This window comes from Methylocella tundrae, assembly GCF_901905185.1.
In the GTDB taxonomy this organism is placed as follows: domain Bacteria; phylum Pseudomonadota; class Alphaproteobacteria; order Rhizobiales; family Beijerinckiaceae; genus Methylocapsa; species Methylocapsa tundrae.
The window spans coordinates 124,227-144,968 of record NZ_CABFMQ020000098.1 but is presented as its reverse complement, the minus strand read 5'-3'; the positions used below and the strand labels follow the sequence as shown (position 1 = coordinate 144,968).

The 20,742-nt window shown below is 58.0% G+C and carries 16 protein-coding genes and 1 tRNA gene; 6 read left to right on the top strand and 11 right to left on the bottom strand.

Annotated features, from left to right (window positions below; translation table 11 throughout):
* Nucleotides 1-333 precede the first annotated feature (333 nt).
* The 4 genes from lhgO to MPC4_RS15620 all read right to left on the bottom strand — a co-directional run bounded on the left by lhgO (nt 334) and on the right by MPC4_RS15620 (nt 6,736).
* Nucleotides 334-1,530 carry an L-2-hydroxyglutarate oxidase gene (gene lhgO, locus MPC4_RS15635; protein ID WP_174513321.1) on the bottom strand — a complete coding sequence of 399 codons (1,197 nt, stop codon included), beginning with the start codon at nt 1,528-1,530 and terminating at the stop codon, nt 334-336.
* Nucleotides 1,531-1,641: 111 nt separating this feature from the next.
* Nucleotides 1,642-2,811, bottom strand: coding sequence for an acyltransferase family protein (locus tag MPC4_RS15630; protein ID WP_174513320.1), 1,170 nt, complete (start codon nt 2,809-2,811; stop codon nt 1,642-1,644).
* Between the two features lie 140 nt (nt 2,812-2,951).
* Nucleotides 2,952-4,445: a hypothetical protein gene (locus MPC4_RS15625; RefSeq protein ID WP_174513319.1), complete on the bottom strand. Its 1,494-nt coding sequence runs from the start codon at nt 4,443-4,445 to the stop codon at nt 2,952-2,954.
* Nucleotides 4,446-4,768: 323 nt separating this feature from the next.
* The gene (locus tag MPC4_RS15620; RefSeq protein ID WP_174513318.1) at nt 4,769-6,736 is read right to left on the bottom strand and encodes a hypothetical protein; all 1,968 of its coding nucleotides are present in this window, start codon (nt 6,734-6,736) and stop codon (nt 4,769-4,771) included.
* 482 nt (nt 6,737-7,218) lie between these two features.
* Here MPC4_RS15620 and MPC4_RS15615 point away from each other — a divergent pair, with 482 nt between their 5' ends.
* Entirely contained in the window at nt 7,219-8,802 is a 1,584-nt protein-coding gene (locus tag MPC4_RS15615) for a 2-isopropylmalate synthase (protein WP_174513317.1), read from the top strand.
* Nucleotides 8,803-8,896: 94 nt separating this feature from the next.
* Here the strand turns inward: MPC4_RS15615 and MPC4_RS15610 are convergent, their stop codons facing one another.
* Complete coding sequence (locus MPC4_RS15610) at nt 8,897-9,913, bottom strand: phytanoyl-CoA dioxygenase family protein (protein ID WP_174513316.1); 1,017 nt, start codon at nt 9,911-9,913, stop codon at nt 8,897-8,899.
* Nucleotides 9,914-10,149: 236 nt separating this feature from the next.
* Between MPC4_RS15610 and MPC4_RS15605 the strand changes: the two genes are divergently transcribed.
* Nucleotides 10,150-10,225 (top strand) — tRNA-Lys (locus tag MPC4_RS15605).
* A 436-nt stretch (nt 10,226-10,661) separates the two neighbouring features.
* Here MPC4_RS15605 and MPC4_RS15600 read toward each other — a convergent pair.
* Nucleotides 10,662-12,047, bottom strand: coding sequence for a hypothetical protein (locus MPC4_RS15600; protein ID WP_174513315.1), 1,386 nt, complete (start codon nt 12,045-12,047; stop codon nt 10,662-10,664).
* 294 nt (nt 12,048-12,341) lie between these two features.
* Between MPC4_RS15600 and MPC4_RS15595 the strand changes: the two genes are divergently transcribed.
* Nucleotides 12,342-13,079 (top strand): carbonic anhydrase, encoded by a 738-nt coding sequence (locus tag MPC4_RS15595; RefSeq protein ID WP_244605731.1) that lies wholly within the window; start codon nt 12,342-12,344, stop codon nt 13,077-13,079.
* A gap of 182 nt (nt 13,080-13,261) precedes the next feature.
* Here MPC4_RS15595 and MPC4_RS15590 read toward each other — a convergent pair whose 3' ends face one another.
* From MPC4_RS15590 to MPC4_RS15570, 5 genes are all read right to left on the bottom strand, one after another.
* Nucleotides 13,262-14,248, bottom strand: coding sequence for an aldo/keto reductase (locus MPC4_RS15590; protein ID WP_174513314.1), 987 nt, complete (start codon nt 14,246-14,248; stop codon nt 13,262-13,264).
* Between the two features lie 200 nt (nt 14,249-14,448).
* Entirely contained in the window at nt 14,449-15,633 is a 1,185-nt protein-coding gene (locus MPC4_RS15585) for a glycosyltransferase (protein WP_174513313.1), read from the bottom strand.
* Between the two features lie 415 nt (nt 15,634-16,048).
* A complete protein-coding gene (locus MPC4_RS15580; protein ID WP_174513312.1) occupies nt 16,049-16,345 on the bottom strand; it encodes a hypothetical protein in 297 nt (98 codons plus the stop codon).
* Nucleotides 16,332-17,327, bottom strand: coding sequence for a bifunctional riboflavin kinase/FAD synthetase (locus tag MPC4_RS15575; protein ID WP_244629052.1), 996 nt, complete (start codon nt 17,325-17,327; stop codon nt 16,332-16,334). The genes MPC4_RS15580 and MPC4_RS15575 overlap by 14 nt, the downstream gene beginning before the upstream one ends.
* A gap of 153 nt (nt 17,328-17,480) precedes the next feature.
* A complete protein-coding gene (locus MPC4_RS15570) occupies nt 17,481-18,398 on the bottom strand; it encodes a TIGR01459 family HAD-type hydrolase (RefSeq protein WP_174513311.1) in 918 nt (305 codons plus the stop codon).
* Nucleotides 18,399-18,806: 408 nt separating this feature from the next.
* Here MPC4_RS15570 and MPC4_RS15565 point away from each other — a divergent pair, with 408 nt between their 5' ends.
* The 3 genes from MPC4_RS15565 (at nt 18,807) to MPC4_RS15555 (ending at nt 20,732) form a co-directional block, all read left to right on the top strand.
* Entirely contained in the window at nt 18,807-19,511 is a 705-nt protein-coding gene (locus MPC4_RS15565; protein ID WP_174513310.1) for a hypothetical protein, read from the top strand.
* Between the two features lie 156 nt (nt 19,512-19,667).
* Nucleotides 19,668-20,312 carry a molybdenum cofactor guanylyltransferase MobA gene (gene mobA / locus MPC4_RS15560; RefSeq protein WP_174513309.1) on the top strand — a complete coding sequence of 215 codons (645 nt, stop codon included), beginning with the start codon at nt 19,668-19,670 and terminating at the stop codon, nt 20,310-20,312.
* An 87-nt stretch (nt 20,313-20,399) separates the two neighbouring features.
* Nucleotides 20,400-20,732: a rhodanese-like domain-containing protein gene (locus tag MPC4_RS15555; protein WP_174513308.1), complete on the top strand. Its 333-nt coding sequence runs from the start codon at nt 20,400-20,402 to the stop codon at nt 20,730-20,732.
* Nucleotides 20,733-20,742 lie beyond the last annotated feature (10 nt).

Below are 20,742 nucleotides of genomic sequence, written 5' to 3'. Positions count from 1 at the left end.
TTCGCTTCAGGCGAGGATTTGAGCAGATCCCGTTCGAATGCAGGCGTGTCTTTATTCGGCGCGGAGGGGTTGATCGGATGCAAAAAGAAGGGCCGCCCGATGGGACAGCCCTTCCATTGTCAGACCGCGGTGCGCGATGCCTGATCACCTTAGGAGGCGAGAACCTCAAAGGCGCGAGTCCAGGTCCGGGCCCGCAGCATGAGACAATGAGACACTGGATCACCTCCTTCCGTTACGTTGAAGATGAAAGGAATATAGCCGCGAAGAAGCGATTCGCCAATGGCGCGTTTTGCCTCTCGGGAAATATCTGTTGAGGGCGATGAACGTCATCCGTCATTTGTCGCGCTCGAAAATTTTCGAGGCGATGACGCGGCCGATCGGAATCGCCGACGTCGCCGCTGGAGAGGGAGCGTTGCAGACATGCAATGTCCTCGCTGTTTCGGCGAAAAGGAAATCATGGGCAAAGCTGCCGTCGCGCAGCACCGCCTGCGCCCTGATTCCGGCGACAGCCGGCTCAAGATCTTCGATCGTGAGGCTCGGACAATATTTGCGGCATTCCTCGAGATAGGCCCGCTTCGAAAGCGCGTTTCTGAATTCTCTCAGTCCCGATCGCCAATGAGGACGAATGGCGCGCCAGAATCCTGGAAAGGCGACAAAGGAAGCAACGTCACGCGCCTCAAACGAGAATTTTTGATATTTCTCCCGCGCCAATCCAAGCACGGCGTTCGGGCCGACGATGACGCCGCGGTCCATGGTGCGCGTCAGGTGAATGCCGAGAAACGGCAGCTCGGGGTCGGGTATCGGATAGATGAGCGCATTGATCAGTCCGGCGCGCCTTGGGTTCACGGTGTAATATTCGCCGCGGAACGGCACGATCTGGTGACTGATCGCGACGCCCGCCATTTGCGCGATGCGATCGGCTTGCAGGCCGCCGCAAACGATGAGCCTTCGCGTCCTGAAAGTCTGTGAACGCGTCGAAACCGAAACCGCGTCGGCCTCTTCCTCGATGGCGACGATCTCGGACGACAGCTCCACATTGCCGCCCGCGGCTTTGAAATCATCCGCCAGGGCGGTGCTGACCCGCTTGTAATCGACGATCGCGGTGGCGGGTACGAAGAGGGCTGCGAGGCCGACGATATTCGGCTCGCGCCGCGTCAGTTCCTTCGCGTCGATGCGCTCGACCTCGATGGCGTTCTCTCGCGCTCGCTCGTAAAGGGCTTCCATGCGCGTGAGTTCGGCCGCGCTGGCGGCGACAAGCAATTTGCCGCAAGTCTCGAACGGAATGCCGTGCTCGGCGCAGAAAAGCTTGGTCGCCAGCGCGCCGTCCCGGCACAAGCGCGCCTTGAAGCTTCCCGGCGCATAATAGATGCCGGAGTGAATGACGCCGCTATTATGTCCGGTCTGATGCCGCGAAATGGCGGCCTCCTTTTCAAACAGGACCATTGCGGCGCCCGGACGCGCCTTAGCGATTTCGCGCGCGGCGGCGAGGCCGACAATGCCGCCGCCGATGACGCCATAATCATAGATCATGCGGGTCGGTTCTCATCTATCGCTGCGGGGGCTGCGGCGCTCGCAGCGATTTGGCGTAATCGCCTGCATCGAATCTCAATTCCTGGCGTCTTGTGCGGCGGATCGGCAAGGTCAAAACCCGTCGATAAATGCGAAGAACGAATTGGAGGCCCGGATTGCGAAGCGCTCGACATAGCGAAATGCGAATGCGGCGAGAAGACTCGCGCAGATGGTCGTCAAGATGATGAGATATGCTCCTGGACGAGTGACGACGCCATCCGAAAACATGCGCAGGACCAGATAGGACTGTAGCGACACGATGATCGGGAAATGAACGAGATAGATCGGAAACGATAACTCGCCTAAAAAATGGGACAGACGATTATCGAACACGCTTCCCAGCCAGTTCGAGCTATAGATCGCAAAGAGAAAAAGCGCCGCCGCAAAACTCAGCCGATGAGCGACGCCCGCTTGCGGTATCGGGAGCATCGGATAGATGGTCAATCCGAGCCCGACATCTAGCACTATGAAGAGAGCGATCCAGTTTGCCGCGGGATGCGCGGCAAAACGTTTGAAAACGCCAGACACCCGCATTTCGCCAAAAATCATCCCAAAAAGAAAACACATAAGCAGCGGGCTGAAGACAAGCATAAAAGCTCCCGTGACGGCGTAAACCGCCCATCTTTGCGCCGCGGTTCGGGTTACAAAAAGAGTAAGAAAAACAAACCCTGATCCAAATAATTCGAAACTCATAGTCCATAAAAACGAATTATATGATAGTTCTTTAGAGTAATCAAAATATACTCCGTAGAGTGAATAGGACAAGAAGGTTCGAATGTTGGGTTCAAAGCGCAGGAATTGTCCAAGCCAGTCCTCGCGATTGAGCAGGCCCGCTGCTTGATGAGAAAATATCAGGTTTGCCTTCATCAGGCAGAATACGATAAAGCAGGACGCGATAATCGGTATCGTCAGACGTACATAGCGTTTGATCGCAAGCTTGCGCACTATATTGATGTCATTCCGAACGAAGTATCCGTGCGCCAGAACTTCTCCGGATAAAACAAAGAATACAGCGACGGCAAAGCCGCCGTTCAGAATAAAACCCAGCCAATCCGACCCAAGCTCGGGCACTTTATGGGCGAACATTTCATGGGCGATGTGGAAGAAAAGAACCTGTAACGAAGCCCACCCGCGGATCGAATCGAGCAGATGCAGACGAAGCTTTGGCTTGGCAAGTTTCTCTGAAGGCGCTGATGTGTTCGAGATATCTCTTTGATCAACGTCGTCCACGGCACTGACCATGTAAGGCACCTTCTAGAAACGATTGCGGACGGACAACAACGTCTATGCTTTTGTCCCATGCGGCCGCTATTGCGCGATCTTGCCCTCGCGTTTGGGGCAATGCTCTGCCGTCGTAGTGGCGATTAGATCGCTCGCGCGGCTCAATGCGGTGTAGACGGGGCGATTGCAAGCGGATGGCGCCGGGTGGAATGACGAAAGAAGACAAAGTATATTCCGGTTAGAGCGACCAATAAAACTGGAATTTCTCTTGTTAGAGCAACCATGAAACCGTTCGACAGCCATTCGATCATGCCTGTTTGCAAAATTGTGAACAAATATATGCTTAGAGGGAGAGGCATGCGGAAGCTTGAAATACGCGCAAAGGCAAGAAGCACAGGAAGAATGAATATTACTGGATAGGCTATGAAACCGGGCCATCCCCAGGTCGCCAGCCCTTCCATTGGCAGGCCGAAATTAATGTAAGTAATGTACGGAGGCTGCAATATGCCGACTTGCCAGCCCATCCAGTCGCCCAAATTCGCGTCCTCTTTAACATAGCCTAGAAAGCCCGGCATGATGTCAGACAGACTTCGTTTGATTGCCGTGCTTCCAATGAGTGCTCGCGTTTTGGTGCCACTATAGACCGCGTCGAGCAATCCGATAAAAGAGAGTCTGTTGCCAACGTTCGACCGATCTCCATAGTAGTCATAAGGCGGATCGTCTTTTATATCTCCGAGAGCTGTATATTTTGCTGTCTCGTAAATTGTCTTACGAAAATTGGAATCGAATGTGGCTTTCACTGCAGTGTCCAAAGCCAGCTGAATAAATTGCAGCTTTGGCATTCTTTGCATGCGAAGGTATAGTGTCATTGGTGACAAGAAGTACATAAAAAATGCTAGAAACAAGGCGCCGATCACAATATATCGAAAGTGTATTACACGATAAATGAAGGCTATGACGACTATGGCGATGACGCCGTTCAAAAATGCGCCGCGCGCATTCAGCGCGATAACGATAAGAAGAGTTGCGGCCAGCATGGTTAATAGCCGTGGAGAAAATAGGGTGCGCCGACCGGACTTTTCGATGGCGTAAGCCGCTTCGGCGATCAAACCCAGATTGCTCAAGCTCGCCAGCGACGACACGACGATAAATAAAACTCCAGCGCTGGCAGTGCCATTGCTATCGGTCGCTCCGACAATGGCGTAGCTTATGGTGCCGATGACAAAACAGATAAGGGCCAGACGGCGCAAGCTCTTTGGGTCGTTGGGAAAGGGAAACAATGTCTTTCCCGGATCAAAGTGGCGTGCAGCCAGTATGACCGTTGTAGTAATAGCCATAAGAAGCAGTGCCCACGCGTAGGAGGCGGTGGGTTCCAGGAGATTGCTTTGTAGCGGCTGGCCGTACAGAGTCTTTATAACCAAGGCTGCACCGATATAACGAACGCTGAATAATATTGAAAACATTGCATAAAGGTCACGACCGTATATATACAATGGAATAAATGTAATCGTGATCCCGGCGGCGCTCATAAAGACAATGAGCGGATCGGCTCCTAAGTATAACTGGGTAAATTCGAAAACGCACGTCACGCCCAAGGGAATGGCGATCGGAACTCGTGTTGATTTTAGGTCAATCGAACCGATGTAATTTGCCAAAGGAGAGCCTTCTCTTTCGATGCCGCTGAGCCTGACTGTAAGTCGCCGAATGGCCCGCTTTTCCTAGCGCGGACGACGTCTCCGGCGCCAGGGTCATGGATAGCTTCTATCGTTCGCGATTTAATGCAGGTCTGCCGTACAGAACTCGTTCCGGCTCTTCTTAACACGAAATTCCATTCTATGTCTTCAATGCTTTCGCGATGCAGCAGAACCGCTGCTGGACTTAACGAAGGCGCCCCGACGGCGCGGGCCGAACTCCGTTTTGGTTTCGTCGGGCGTGAGACGCACTGGCGTCGCTGCAAAGGGCGGCGCAATGGTCCCCGTCACGGCAATTTTTCTATGATCATCCTATAGGCTTCTGCCACTCGCCGCCCCCATTCGTCATATCCGCAATCGGTGAGATGGGGGCCGCCGCTGCTCACGTCGAAAATGGCGTTGCCGGCTTTCGAGCCGCTCATATGGGCGGTGGCGCACGTGCCGTCCGCGACCGTCTGCCTTCCGGCTCCCATGATGAAGGGATATTGCGGAGGCTTCAAACTATTGTTTTGAATGAAATAGGTCAGATGATCGCCGGCGCGTTGCAACAGCGTCACCGCGTTCATGAAAGCCGTCTCATATTCAACGGCGATGGCGAGCGGGTAGGGCGCATAATAGGGAAGACCGCTATGCGCGCCCGCATTCCCGGAGATGGTCAGTTGCGTAGGATTAGACACGCTCGAAACCGGGTAGACGACATTATCGATGTCGATCGTGGTCATTCCGGTCAGACCAAATCTGTCACCCCCGCTGAGCGTCACCACGGAATTAGCCGCATCGGTCGTGCTGACTGTTCCTTTGAGGTGGTTGTCTGATCCCCAGGCCGACCCGACCCCGATAATCAGCGCGTTCGGATACTGCGATCTGATGTCCTTGAGCAGCGCGAGCGCAGCCGTCTGCAGCGCCGCAGGGGTAAAGGATGGGTCGCCTACTTTCGTATCATTGATCGGGGCCTCGATCAAAATGACCTTTGGCGCCCCCCTGAAATGAGCGTAGCGCTTCAAATCGCCGATAAAATGGCCCGCATAATTTGTCCCGTATGAGGAGGATGGCGCGGCGGGATTGAGGATGCCCGTCGCTCCGATGGCGAAGGTCGCATAATCGGGAAGGCCGACGAGATATCTGAAGCGGTTTCCCCAGCCCATGGCCTGGCTCGACGCCGTCGTCGCAACGGAGAGACTGGTCCCGACGAGCGCTATCCCGAAATTGTCGGACTCGGCCGGGTAAAATAGGCTGTCTGTTGGTCCGACGGCGACGCCGGCCAGCCCATTGGCGCTGGAGAACTCGACTTTGATTTTGCGGAACTTCCTGCCGCCCGAGTTGGTGAAGTCCAACTGAAGATAAGCAGGATTATCCCAGATTATATATTTGCTGATAGGCGAAACATAGCTATCATCTACAATAATATTTATTGTTGAGCTATTGCCGAGTGCAAACTCAATTATATTTGCCTGTGATAAAACAGTAAAAGATTGATAGTTGCACTGAATATCAAGCCCGCTATCGCCCAGGATCGTCAGGTTTCGCCCACAACCCGCGCCGTTAGCATTCGGGGCGACATTCGGTCCTGCCACCGTCGCCGTCGCATTCTGTACGAAAGGCCAGCCGCCCTCGAACCGCACGGCGCCAGAATTGTCTGGAATCAGAGCGTTGGCCGGCAGCCCTTGCGTCGCGTCATAGAAATTTGTCAGCGAAGCGTTATGACCAGCGGCGTTCGTCGCCACGGGCGCCGTTTGCGGCCCGACATATTTCCAGAGGATCGTGCCGTCCATGATCGCGGACGAAAATCCAGTTGGACCGGCGCCGCTCGTTGCCGGAAGACCCGCGGTGACGACCTCGTAGACGCTGCCGCCGTTGGAAACCTGATCTCCAGCAGCCAACCCGACATAAACCCAGGAGACGCCTCCGTCGTTATAGTAATCGTTACGACTTGTTGACGTTGGAGCGCCATTCGAGCCAGTCGTTCCACCTTTGAACGCATAATAAACATTTCCGCCGCTGGAGTAGAGCGCCCCGGCGGCCACGGGCTTTTCGCTCCCCGGGTATGCGCCAGCCAGCGGCAGCCACGCTTGGCCGCCGATCAATTGCGGCCGTTCGACCGGGTTGTTGTTTCTTGCCGCCGCCGCCAATCGGCGAAGTTGCGCGCCGAGCGTCTCCGTTTGTGAAAAATCACGAGAAAACTCCCCCGCGGAGACAGCGTCGCAGCTGATAAAGACCAATGCGACAAAGGCTAGAACTGACTTTATACAGGTCATTTCTTTGCAATTCTCCGCTCGGCGGAGCGTCGTCGACGCTCCTGTTATCATCCGCTCCTGTCGGAGCGGCGCATCATCAACGCGTCACCATTATCGAACGAATTGCGCCAGGTCTCGAAGACCTTTGCGCGCCGGTCTCACGATTATGCGAACGCAGGCCCTAAGTTTCTGCGAAGTCTTCGTCCAGAGCGTCAGCACGACGGCTCCGCAGGGCCCATCATCATTGCTTGCTTTTTTGAACCGGCTGCTCTAGTTTTGCGACGCGCTTCGATGCGAAGCGCCAGCTCACAATGAGATGCCGCGTGCCTTTCGTTTTTGACTTTCCGCTAGTGAACAGCGCAGGGAAATTCCCGGCGTCCTGCGGAGCTTTGCTGGCGAGCGGCCTTCTTCTGCTTACCCGCCCCTGAGGGCCGGCCGGGCGATCCGCCTGGGCGCTCAGGGGTCGCGCTTTAGCTTGAAGACCACCCTTTCCGGATAGAGTCATGACCGAAACAAATCATATCTCACGTGTTGAGACAGCGCGTCCGAATTCTGAATCTGTCGTCATTTTCGACACGACCTTGCGCGACGGCGAACAATCGCCCGGCGCCACCATGTATCTCGAAGACAAGCTGCAGGTGGCGGACGTTCTCGACGCCATGGGCGTCGACATCATAGAGGCGGGTTTCCCGATTGCGTCCGTCGGCGACTTCGAGGCCGTATCGGCCATCGCCGAGCGCGCGAAGAACGCCGTCATCGCCGGTCTCGCGCGCGCCATAGAAGCCGATATAGCGCGCTGCGGCGAGGCTGTCCGCAAGGCGCGCCGGCCGCGCATCCACACCTTCGTCTCGACCTCCCCCATTCATCTGCAACATCAGATGAACAAATCCGAAGAGCAGGTGCTCGAGATCATCGCACGCACGGTCGCCCAGGCGCGCAATCTCGTCGACGACGTCGAATGGTCGGCGATGGATGCGACGCGCACGCCGATCGAATATCTTTGCCGTTGCGTCGAGGCGGCGATCAGGGCCGGAGCGACGACGATCAACCTCCCTGATACCGTCGGCTATGCGCTGCCGTCCGAATATGAAGCCATGTTTCGCACCATACGCGAGCGGGTTCCGGACGCCGACAAGGCCATTTTCTCGGTCCATTGCCACGATGATCTCGGACTTGCCGTCGCAAATTCGTTGGCCGGGGTCGCCGGCGGCGCGCGGCAGATCGAATGCACCATCAACGGCCTTGGCGAGCGGGCCGGCAACGCCGCGCTGGAAGAGGTCGTCATGGCGCTGCGGGTGCGCGGCGACGCCATGCCCTATCACAGCGCGATCGACTCGACGATGCTGACGCGAGCCTCGAAGCTGGTGTCCGCGGTGAGTTCATCGCCCGTGCAATACAATAAGGCGATCGTCGGACGGAACGCCTTCGCGCATGAAAGCGGCATCCATCAGGACGGCATGCTGAAGAATGCGCAAACCTATGAGATCATGACGCCAGCGAGCGTTGGCGTGAGCAAGACCTCGCTTGTGATGGGCAAACATTCGGGCCGTCACGCCTTCAAGGATAAACTGCGCGAACTCGGCTATGAGCTGGGCGAGAATGCGCTTCACGACGCGTTCGTCCGCTTCAAGGATCTGGCCGACCGCAAGAAGATCGTCTACGACGAGGATCTGATCGCACTTGTCGACGATGAGATCGTTCATGCGCATGAGCGGATCAAGCTCGTCGATCTGACCGTCTTCGCCGGCACCAAAGGTCCGCAATCGGCCGCATTGACGCTGGAGATCGACGGAGTCCGCGTGACGCATCAGGCGACCGGAAACGGGCCGGTGGACGCGATCTTCAACGCCATCGTCGCTTTGGTGCCGCACAACGCCGTGCTCGAACTTTATCAGGTTCACGCGGTGACCAAGGGAACGGATGCGCAAGCGGAAGTTTCGGTGCGGCTCGCGGAAGACGGCAAGACCGTCACCGCGAAAGGCGCAGATCCTGACACACTCGTCGCCTCGGCAAAGGCCTATATCGCGTCTTTGAACAAGCTGATGGTCAAGCGCGGCAAATCTCAGCCTGGCGTCCTTGCAGGGTAATGCCTCAACAATCGAGTGATGCGGCGTGATGTCGGCGGAACTTTGCATTTCCGCCAACGTCATTTCGCTCGCTTTGCTCGCGTTCCAACGGCTTTTACCTGGTAAGCATCTTTATCGCTAATTTCTTGAGCGCCAGAATTGGTTTGGGGAATCTGCTTTCAGCCGCGAGAATCGCTCTATTCTTAAGAGAGACTTGGTCTTTTGGGTGATTTACATCCATCCCGTTGATTTTCTTCAAATGCATCGGCTTGATAATTGACTGAAATTGCAGAAGCCGATGCGATTGAGGAATGTAGTGGCTTGTGAATGATCGCCTCGAAAATGCGGGTTGCGTCGTTTCGAGGCTCCCATGGATGGTCTTCGCGTTCCACAAAAGCACGTCGCCCTTTCCCATAAACGGCGCGCGACACTCAAATCGACGCTCTTCGATGAATCGCCGCACGGTTTCTTTGTAACGGCTGTGGTTGAACGCGATGTCGTAATGGCCGCCGTTCTTGACGACGTCGGAGACGTGCGACCGTGGATAGATGAAAAAGCGCCCGGCGCCCGGCCTGATGTCCTCTAGGGCGAACCATGCGCCGACCATTGCGCCGATCTTTTCCGAATCCAGATAATAGCTGTCTTGATGCGCCCAAGTCGCCAGATTGCCTTCGAAATACATGGATTGAGCCATCTTGGCAGGCTCGCCGTAGAACGTCCGCAGGATGGCCTGCAGCTTCGCCGACGTCACAATATCTGACCCCAACTTGCGAAATCGAGGGAAACAGACCGGGTCGATGCTCTGAATGTTCTGGATGGCGTTCAGCATGAATCCGCTTTGGTCGAAGACATGACGCTCGGGATTCGACGTTTGCTGGCGATAGATGAAATTGTTTGAAGGCTTGACTTCTTTCTCAAAGGCCTCGTTCGCAAGATCACAGACTTGCGGATCAATCAGACCGCGAATGACGACATATCCTTCCGCCTCATAGTAAGAGCGAATCTCTGTCGCATCAGGCGCGAAATAAGGCGAATCGTCATTCAGTCCCACTGGCGTAGTCATCGTTTGGCCTAGTGGATCTTTGATCTCGTACCGGTTTTGTGCTTCATCGGAAGGAACTTGCTGCTTCATGGCGGTTCCAGATCTTCCAGAGGCATTTCTTTTGCTTTGGGTTTTCCATCAATGAAGCGGATGGCAGTTTTTCCCCGCACCCGCGAGCTTAAGAAATGTGGCCGGGTGCGAAAGACCCAAACGGGGCTTTTTGATCCAGTCGACAATGACGCTGGACAGCCCGGATGACATTTGCTAGATGCGGTGACCGCTTGGCTTTGGAGGCTCCCGCTTTCAAAGGAGCAAATCGGTTTGATGGGCGCATAGCTCAGTTGGTAGAGCAGCTGACTCTTAATCAGCGGGTCCACAGTTCGAGCCTGTGTGCGCCCACCATCAAATCAACGACTTCGGTAAAGTCAGTCCGTGCGGCCAAACGCTGTCCTGTTTGTGTATCAATCGGGACAACAGCCGCAGCGTTTCTGGCAGCCTCGCCCAGGCGGCTTTCACTTAGATGAGCACAGCCGCCATTCGCCGTCCAACGCAGCGGGGACAGTCGGCTCGGCGCGCCCGACCACCGCAGGCTCTCGACGATAATGTCGGAGCATAGGAGCGCCTCTTGCTGGATTGCCGCATCAGCTTGCCGGCGCCGCAAGCGGGACGCCGGAGCTTCCCGGCGTCTATCCATTCTTTGGCAAGGCGCCGGAGCGCGCGCTTTGCACCGCTTCACGCGCACGGAAGCGACGGAAAGACCACCGGCGTCTTGTCATTGCCGGACAGCCCTAAGAGGTTGCTCGAAGCCTCCGTGTTCCGCCGATCGTTGCGAGGCCGTTCATGGCGCCCGCGCGCCGCACAGCGTCCCGTTGATTTGACATTGCGGCGTGATCTGTAGCCTTTCCTGCTTTGCGTTCAGCTTCGCAATTTCCACTTGCGTCTCTGCGTCGATGTCAACGCCCGCGTTCGAACAACCACAGACCTGGCTGGCGCAACAACTGCACCCATCAGCCATTTCGAGAGCCAGAATCGCCTGGATCCCGCTCTGTTCCGCAAGGTTGCCACACGCGTTCTTCAACAGGTTGGCCTTTTTCAGCGGGTTTGACGGCGACTGTGTTGTTTGCCCAATTCCGAGGGTCGTGCACAGCGCGGCGTCGCAACTATAGGCGACCTGGACGCCCTTCGAAGATGGCGTGCTTGTGCCCTGGCGAATGCTGTTCTTGTAGCTTTCGCATACTTGCTTGCAAAGCGCGCTTCCCCTTGAGACGGGATAGCTGGTCGTCGGAGAGTAGAGCGGGCAACCCTTGCCACCCGCCATGTCCGGCAGGCAGCCTGTTGCCGGAGGACTGTCGGGGGTGGGGTTGGCCTTGGGATCGTGGGCGGCTGACCACACATATTGTGGTTGCGCGGGTGCGTTGGTTGGGTGACTGGCCTTTGGCGTCAACGCGTTTGCGTCGCACGGCGCCCCAACTTGCCCGACTTCGAACGGCCCATCGTACACGGGACACTTGCATTGGACGAGTTCTTCGCCCGCGCTATCGAACTTTCCGGTATGATAGCAGGGGGCCGTCATGCATCCCGCATATTTCCCGGCGGAGCATTTCGTTGATCCGCTGGGGTAGTCTCCGCTCTTGACCGGCGAAAACACCGAGATGAGTTCTGCGGTGGGAATGACCGCGTTATGATTGGCCGCCTTACAAGCCGGAGCCTTGTTCCAGGCCGTGTTCGCGACGATTGGTTGGCGCGGATTGCAATTTGCGCCGCCGTGACCGCAGACGGCGATCGTGCTCAAATAAAGATCAAGATTTAGGATGCTATTAATATCGATGAAATAGGGCACGTAAGGCGGATATTCTTCGGTGGTCAGTCCATAGCATGTGCAGTCCGCTGTTTTGCCGTCGGCGGACAGCGTGCAGGGCAATGGTGGATTGTAGGATGCGCCGCTTGTGGGTACGGGAGTGCCGATCGCGGGACCTGAATAGTAGCACAATGCGTAGGAGAACGTCCGCCCGACTGGCGGTTTGCAGGCTAAGAAATTTTCCGCCTTAAGCAGAATATCCGCGTAAGCGGGGCCAAAAGGTGTCGTATAAACGTCGTTGAAGCGGAAAGACTGCGCGGATACGCCACCGGTGCTTACGCCAATTATTACGGCAAGAAGAAACAATAAACAGAGCGGGCGATACAGCCATGGAAATAGATCGAGAGTCCGGCCGTCAGTCTGCATCGCTTCACCCCTCCGCAAGGACTTATCGCTAGTCGTTCTTGATATATATGTCAAAAAGATAGCTCATATTTATCATCCGATTTCTCCTGTCGGTGAACGGTTCGTTGCATAGGGTCATGCAGCGCCGCCCGGGCGTGGCGATCCGCCGATGACGGAGACGCCGCGGCGATGCCCTTCGACGGGGCGCCCCGCGCCGGATTGTGTTGAGCCGTCTTGCCTTTCCAAAAATCGCCGATACCATTCCCCGGACACAGCTTTGACCATTTCGAGTCGATTTCGATGGAGCCGCCAGCCGTGACCCTTCTCCATCCCTTACAAAATGCGTCAAAGCCGTTCTGCGGCTGCGCCGCCTGCGCGCCGCTCCAGCCGCGCCGGCGGTTCCTCAAGGAGTCGATCGCCGCTATGGCGCTGGCGGCCGGCGGCATGAGCCTGTTGTCTTGCCGGCCGGCGGCGGCGCAGACGACGCTGCGGCCGGACGAGGCTCTGAAGGAGCTGATGGACGGCAACGCCCGTTTCGTCGCGGGCGAGCTGACCTCCTTCGATGACGATCTCCACATCCTCAAGAGCAATACGATCGACAAGCAGGAGCCGTTCGCTGCTGTGTTATCCTGCGCCGATTCCCGGGCGCCGGTGGAGTTGCTGTTCGACCAGAGCATCGGTCATGTCTTCGTCGCCCGGGTCGCGGGCAATATCTGTACGCCGGAGATCATCGCGAGCCTTGAATATGGCGCCGGCGTGTTAGGGACGAAGGCGATCGTCGTGCTCGGCCATTCGGACTGCGGCGCGGTGAAAGCGACGGCCGCGGGCAAGGCTGTTCCCGGCCAGATCAGCGCCCTTTATGCCCCGATTCGTCCGGCAGTGGATCGCGCAGGCTCCGACCTCGAAGCCGCCATCAAGGCGAATGCGCAAATCCAGGCGGGTTTATTGCGGACCGCCTCACCCTTGATCGCCGGTCTCATCAAGGACAATAATGTCAAAGTCGTCGCCGCCTATTATAATCTCGCCGACGGCAAGGTTTCGCTGCTGCCGTAAGCGGCGACAGGGCATGATGCGGGAAACAGGAACCCGACCCAAAGTCGTCCGCTCTCACACCTAGAGGATATTCCGATCAGATCGTTCGATCTGATCGACAAGAATATGCTCAAGCTTCTGACTCTGGAGCGATTTCTGATCGATCGAATGACTCCATTCGATCGGAGAGCGCTCTCGGCGGCTTAAAAGTGGGGCGGCATCTTGGCGGCTGGCGAAGCGAGAACAGTCTTGTTGACGAACTCCACGACATCCGTGCGCGGCGCCCGCGAAGCCCTCGCGCAGTTCAGTTCGATGTGCGCCGGCTGAGACATGGCGACGACAACGACGCCCTTCGGATTATTGCCGAAAGCATAATCGATCAGAATTTCGCTTGCCATGAACGGCGGACCGTAGGCGAGTTGGGACGCAAGCGAGGCGAGACGGCCGCCATCGCCGACCAGCAAATGGGACAGACGCTCATAGGCTCCGCCGCCAAAGGCGCTCTGAAGAACAAAAAATGCCTCTGCGGCGCTCGGCGGCGTCGAACGAACGCGCTCGACCGTCCGGTGAAAAGGATTGCTGCGGAACTGAACGATCGCGAAGATTGGATGCGCGCGCGCCGCCTCGATCGCGTCGGGATCGCCGATGATCGACAGGCATCGGACATAGCCCTTGTCGACGACATGCTGGAGCGCCGCGAGAATCGCCGGATTTCCGCAGTCCTCAGGCGTCGGATCCTGCAGCGCGAGCACATCGATATAGTCGGTTTGCAGGCGCCGCAGACTTTCGACGACGGAGGGTTCGATCGACTCCGCGCGCAGCGGCTCTCGCTGCCTAATTAATTTCATCCTGCCGAAGGCGAGCGCGGATATTCCAGGAAAGGCGTTTAAGGCGCTTCGCTTAATGGCGCCGATGAAGTGCATGACCGGCGACAACGAGGGGCGGGCAACGCCGATACGGGTCGATACAACAGCCCGGTCGCGGCGCCCCGACAGAAAATGCCCAAGGATCGTCTCTGCCTCGCCATCACCATGGGGAGGCGCGACGTCGAACCAGTTGACGCCGCGCTCGAAAGCGTAATCAAGCACACGCCGCGATTGCGCCTCCGACACGCGCGATCCAAGCGAGGCGCAGCCAAAACCCAATACGGAAACATCTCGACCGAGGCCTGGACAGACGACGGTTCTCATGTGCGGCTTCCCCCCTTAAAGGGTCGCAACTAATTTTCTAAAGGTCGGACAAAGCCCCGCTACGTGTCAATCCCGATTACGATTGCGCATCGTCCCGCGCGCGCTGCTCTTTTGGAGGCCGGGACAAGGCTTGCATAGAAAGCAATATTGCGCCGGCGGGGCCGGTCAAGGGCGTCGAAGCTGAAAAATCAAGAGGCGGCTCAGGACGTGCGAAACGCCTCGATCAACTGGGGCGCCATTGTCGCGATATCGAACTTATCGACATAGGCGTTCCGCGCTCTCGCGCTCATCTCCCGCTTTTCCTGGGCCGAGAGGCTTACGAACTGATCGAGGAGACGGGTAATTCCATTCAGATCGTCGTTTTCGATGAAGCCCGCGTGATATTCGGCCACTTCCCGCCAAGTCGCCACACGAAACGTGGTCAGGACAGGCTTGCGGCAGGCGAGAGCTTCCGCGACGACAATGCCGAAATTTTCCTGATGCGAGGGCAGAACAAAGGCCTCCGCGGCGTGGAAGGCGCCCCACTTCAAATCGCCCTTCAGCATGCCCGGCCAATGGATGCGGCTGGCGACGCCCAGTCTCGCCGCCGTCTCCCGTAATTTAGCGACCGAGCCGACTGAATCGGGTCCGGCTATGACAAGATCGAGATCGGGATCCTTCGCCGCGATTTTGGCGAAGGCCTCGACAAGCAGATCACAGCCCTTCTTGGGATGAATCCGGCTGAGGAACAGAATGTATCTGCGATCGGCGACGCCCGGACAGGCGGCGCGGAACATCTTGACCTGGGCCTTCGCATCGCCGGGCGCGTCCACGATGCCGTAAGGCACAACCCGGCTCTTGGCGCGATAGGGCCAGAAGGATTTGGGCGCAAGCGCCCGTTCTTCCTCTGAGACGAACATCACGGCTGTGGCGTTGTTGACGAGACGGCCTTCGCTGACCCACCACAGAAGCTGCTTGAACAGCGCCTTCAGCGGCGAAACCCTGTTGAAATAGGGATCGAGCATCCCGTGGGTATAGACGAAATAGCGAGCGCCCGTTTCTGCGAGCGCTCCCCGCGCGGCAAATGACGTGAAATTCCACAGCCCGTTGATGATAATTGCGTCATAGCGCTTGATGTTTTCTTTCAACCAGGGCGAAAATTCCGGGCTGTAACCATGCCGCAGCCAGGGGATTTTATTCCGCCAGCTCTGATATTTCAGATTGCTGACGCCCATGGGGTAGACAGGCACCGGACAGGATTTGACCCAGGGATCGTCGGGCATGTCGAGAGATAATATTTCGCGATCGCATCCCTGCTGTCTCAGGATCGGGGCGGAGGTGAAAATGCCCTCGATAGGACCGCCGGAGACCGGATTTACGGACGGTATGATGTGCAATATGATCATAGAGTACTATCCGTTTGCCGGATTGAATTGGATGAGGCTGTCCGGCAGTCTGGCCGCAAACAGATTTCGCGGCCGCGCCTGATTACAAGCACCCCGATGAGTTTGTACACGAACTCCGGGTTTGAAGCAATGCCTGCGGCCTTCTACGTTGGCGGCAAAGTCTTCTCCGGTGAGTATATAGGGGGCAGGCATCGAAAGCCGACAGAATGATGACCCTGAGGCGTCACAGTCATGCTCATGCATAAGCCAATATGCACATAATACTTGCCTTAAGATTGAACTATTACTTCTTGCGGATTGTGCCTGGCCCTCAAAGCAAGTGGAAATCTGTTTCGTCGAGTAAAGCCTTCACTGAAAGGGAGATCGACAGCCCTCCTGGAAATGGCCGCCAGGCCCTTTTGATGGATTTAGCAGGCTAGTCGCCTGCCGCCGCCTTCGAACTCCCAAAGTGCGCTACGCAAATTTCATGCATGTTCCAGTGTTCGCCTTTGTTAGGCGGCGTCGCTACTTTCGACATTTTGCCGGACACGCAAAGAAAATACTTTTTCAAAGCTTCTCGCCGGACGACAAAATCGCGTCGAATTGCGAGACCCGGCTGATTCATCGGGTAATCCGCATCGTGGGCTGCCTTGAGGTTGACGATTTCCACCGGCTCTTTCGGCGGGCGGCCTGAAAAAGGGAACACGCCGGAGGGCGTTTCAGCCCTTTGCAATATCGACTCGAAGCATCTGTTTGGCCTGCTCGGCATCCGCCGCGATCTGCGCCTTCAGCGCGTCGAGGGACGAAAATTTCTCCTCCGGCCTGATCCAGCCGATGAAACACACTTCGATCGTCTTGCCGTAAAGATCTCCGGAAAAATCGAACAGATAGGCCTCGAGCAGCGGTGAGCCATTGTCGACGGTCGGGCGGCGGCCGAAGCTTGCGACTCCGCTGTAGAGCGCATCGTCAACCTCGACGCGAACGGCATAGATGCCGTGGCGCAGGCGGCAGCTTGGCTCGGGCAAAAGATTGGCGGTGGGGAAGCCGAGCGCGCGGCCGAGCTTTTGACCGTGCAGGACCTCGCCCATGATGGAAAAGGGATGGCCGAGCAAATGGGCCGCATGTTCGACGTCGCCGGCCTCGAGCGCCGCTCTGGTCGCAGTCGAAGAGGCCGCCTCGTCGGCCTCGCTCCCGATGGCGCTGACGCGCTCGACGATCTCGACGAGGAAGCCGTGGCGTTCCCCGGATTGTTTCAGAAAAACCGGCGTGCCTTTGCGCCCGGCGCCAAAATGGAAATCATAACCAGCGACCACCGCGCGCACGCCAAGGCGGCGCAGCAATATCTCGGCAATGAATTGTTCGGCGGTGAGACTCGCCAAAGCGGCGTCGAAGGTGATGACGATCATCCCGTCTATGCCAAGCCGCTCCAGGGATTTTGCCTTCGCCTGCATCGGGGCAAGGCGGAATATGGTCTTTTCGCCGCGAAAGAAATCGGTCGGATGGGGCTCGAAGGTCAGCACGGCGCAAGGACGGCCAAGTTTCTGCGCCAGCGCCTCGGCCCGTCGGATGACCGCGACATGGCCACGATGGACGCCATCGAAATTGCCGATGGCGACGACGGCTCCTTCAAGCCCCGGCGGCGGCGCGGCGGGGTCGATGGCGAGAACGAAATTTTTGGAGGGGCGGGGATCGGCCAATGAGTCAGACCACCTCAATGCGCTTGGGCTCCCGCGCGCCTGCGCCGGGGGGCCGGCCGCGTTCAACCCGAAACCGCGACATATGCGTCAAAAGCGCGCCGCTCCAAAGAGGCGCGAACCTGCCGCGAGCGCCAGTCTTCGTCAAGTTCTTGAGCGCTTTCACCTTCGCTCCTACCAAATGAGTCTCGCGATCGCGGCGGTCGGGCGCAGGCCCGCCGCTTCGACGAACTGGCGTAGCGCCGCGACGTCGAGTTCGTCGACTTCCTCGGCGCGGCGGCGCAATTCGTCGCGGTGCAATTCGTCGCGGTGCAATTCCTCGCGGTGAATGCCTGATGTGACAAGGAGGCTGTCGAAACCCTGCTCGGCGGCGCCGCGAATGTCCGTGCGCATGGCGTCGCCGATGGCGAGCACGCGCGATCGCCTGACCTTGCCGCCTCTCGCGGCGTTGGCGAGATCGAGCGCCCGCTCGTAGATCGGAGCAAAAGGTTTGCCGGCCTGGATGACCTTGCCGCCAAGGCGCTGATAGCGATCGGCGATCGCCCCCGCGCAATAGGACAAAACGCCGTCGACCTCGACCACGAGATCCGGATTTGCGCAAAGAAAATCGAGGCCGCGCTCGAAGATGCGTTTCAGCCTTGCGTCATAATCCTGCGGCGTCTCGCGCCAGAAATCGATGAAGCCGGTGCAAAGGACGAAATCGGCGCTTTCTATCGGCGCCTGGCGCGGCGCCTCGCCGCGCAATGCGGCGACCTCCTCGAAGAGACCTGTTTCCTCCGCCGCGCCAATATGGAACAGGCTCTGGCCCGCGCGCTCCATGAGAAGCGAAACAGTCACGTCGCCGGATGATACGATGGCGTCGTATGCGTCACCGCGGCCGCCGAGATCGGCGAATTGCGCGGCGACGATGCGGCTGGGCGCCGGCGAGTTCGTGATCAGAACGACCGCCCCGCCTTTGGCGCGAAAGCGCGACAGCGCCTCCATGGCGGCGTCGAACGCGACGGCGCCATTGTGAACGACGCCCCAGACATCGCTCAAAACGACGTCGTAGCCTTCCGCGAGTTCGCTCAAGCCGGCGATCAGTCGAGGCAAATCCAATCATCCTTTGCGGGCTTCGAGCGCCCGGCCATGACGTATGATCTCACGAGGGGCCGAATGCCGCTTCGCGTCAAATTGTTGCATCGGGCTAGGCTCGTCCGTCCGAACAGTCAAGCTTGTGGCGCACAGCCTTGAGCGCCACAAGATAAGCAATTGTTCAGCATCTGCTCGATTAAGCCAAAGCCTGCGCTTAAACTGTAGCCTGACATTTGTTGATATGTTTTATTGCATAGTCGCCTGCGTACCCGGGTGTTCCTTGCGTAAATCGCGTATCAGCGGCGTGACGGTCAGCGCGCGCCTGTCCTTGGCCTTGTGAGCGTGGGCTTGCCCTTTGCGCGCGCTTTGGCCGTTTGGCTCCTTGTCATTCTGGCGGCCGGCGGCGCGTCGGCGGGAGCCTGGCTAATGCCGCCAGGGGAGGGGCAGATTATTGCCGGCGCGGCTTTTTCAGGCTCGAGCCGCGCCTTCGATTCGCACGGCCATCTGATCCCCGTGCCGTCTTACGACAAATTTGAACTTGGGGCCTATATCGAATATGGCCTCGTCGATTGGCTGACCTTGGTGGCCTCGCCCGCCTATGACCGGATCCGCCAGCCCGCGCCCGCCCTTTCTTACAATGGCGCTGGAGAAAGCGCGATTGGCGGCAGAATAGGGCTTTATCAATCGGATGGGCTCGTCGCCTCGCTGCAGGCCGTCTTGCTCACCCCCGGCGCGTCCTTCAATAGCGCCATCGAGCCACGCCGCGCGGGTTCGATCGACCTGCGTGGAATGATTGGCTCGAACTTTACGATCGGGTCCACCCCGGCCTTCGTCAGCGCCGAAGGGGGCTATCGGTTCTATGCGCAATCCCAGCCGGGCGAATGGCGTCTCGACCTCACTTTTGGCGTGCGCCCGATCGAGAAAGTGCTTGTCTTATTGCAAAATTTCGGCGCTCTCCAGACGGGGGCCAGCGCCGCTTTCCCGAGATCCTCGTGGGACAAGCTGCAGACAAGCCTCGTCTACGATTTTACCCCGTCCATTTCGGGCCAGATTGGCGCATTCCTTACGGTAGCGGGCGTCAATACGGGGCGCGAGCTTGGTCCGCTCGCTGCGCTCTGGTATCGCTTCTGAACCGCGGCGCCGTTTTCCAGATTCATCAGGATCGACTTTGGTCCAATATAGGCGGTCAATGCTCATATAGGATATGAGAGTTAGACCATAAATGCCTGAACTAAAGCGAATGATTGCGTATGAATCTTCACTCCCGGCTGCCTGGCGAGTTTCCCAATGACTGAGCGCTGCCTTGGCGTGCTGCTCGCTGGCGGGCGCGCCGAGCGCATGGGCGGAGGCGACAAGCCGCTGCGGCGGGTTGGCGGGGCGTCCATTCTGGAGCGCGTCATCGCAGCGATGGCGCCGCAATGTGATGGCCTTGTTCTGAACGCCAATGGCGATCCCGGTCGGTTCGCGGCCTATGGGCTTCCCATCGTCGCCGATGATGCGCCCGGCTTCAAAGGACCGCTCGCCGGCATTCTTGCCGGCCTCGACTGGATCGCGGCGAACCGTCCAGATGTCCGCCTTGCTGTCAGCGCGCCGACCGACACGCCCTTCCTACCTCTCGATCTTGTGAGACGGCTCAAGGTCGCGCGGAGCGATGCAAAGGCGGATCTTGCCTGCGCGCGTTCGGAAGGGACGGCGCACCCTGTCGTCGCGCTCTGGCCTGTCGCGATCCGGGAGGATCTGCGCCATGCGCTCATCGAGGAGGATGTGCGCAAGATTGATCGCTTTACGCAACGCTACAGCCTTGCCTATGCCGATTGGGCGGCGGCGCCTGTCGATCCCTTCTTCAATGCGAATGAGCCGGCGGATCTCGCCGCCGCCGAGGCGATCGCGGCGGCGGCCGAACAGGAAAATTCTCCTCTTCCCGGCAAATAAAATGGAATTTATAAGCCGTCCGTAACAGGACAACTATCATATCTTTACAGAATAGACGCGGGCGCGACAGGCGCGGAAGGGTTCGTCATGGTGCTGACGCCAGGCAAGGTTGAAAATATAGACATCGAGGAATTGAAACTCGGATTGGCCGACGGCTCCATTCTGCTCGTCGATGTCCGCGAACCGAACGAATTCGTCGCCGGCCACATTCCAGGCGCAACGCTAAATCCGCTGCAAAGCTTTGATGTGTCGAGGCTTCCGGATGTGCCGGGCAAGCGCGTCGTGCTGTCCTGCCGTTCCGGCAAGCGCTCGCTGACCGCCCTTGACCTCGCCCGTCTGTTCGGCCGCGGCGACGTTTGCGCCCATTATCCGGGCGGCTTTCAGGAATGGTCCCAGCGCGGCGAAAAGGTCGAGATCTGAGAGCTTGATG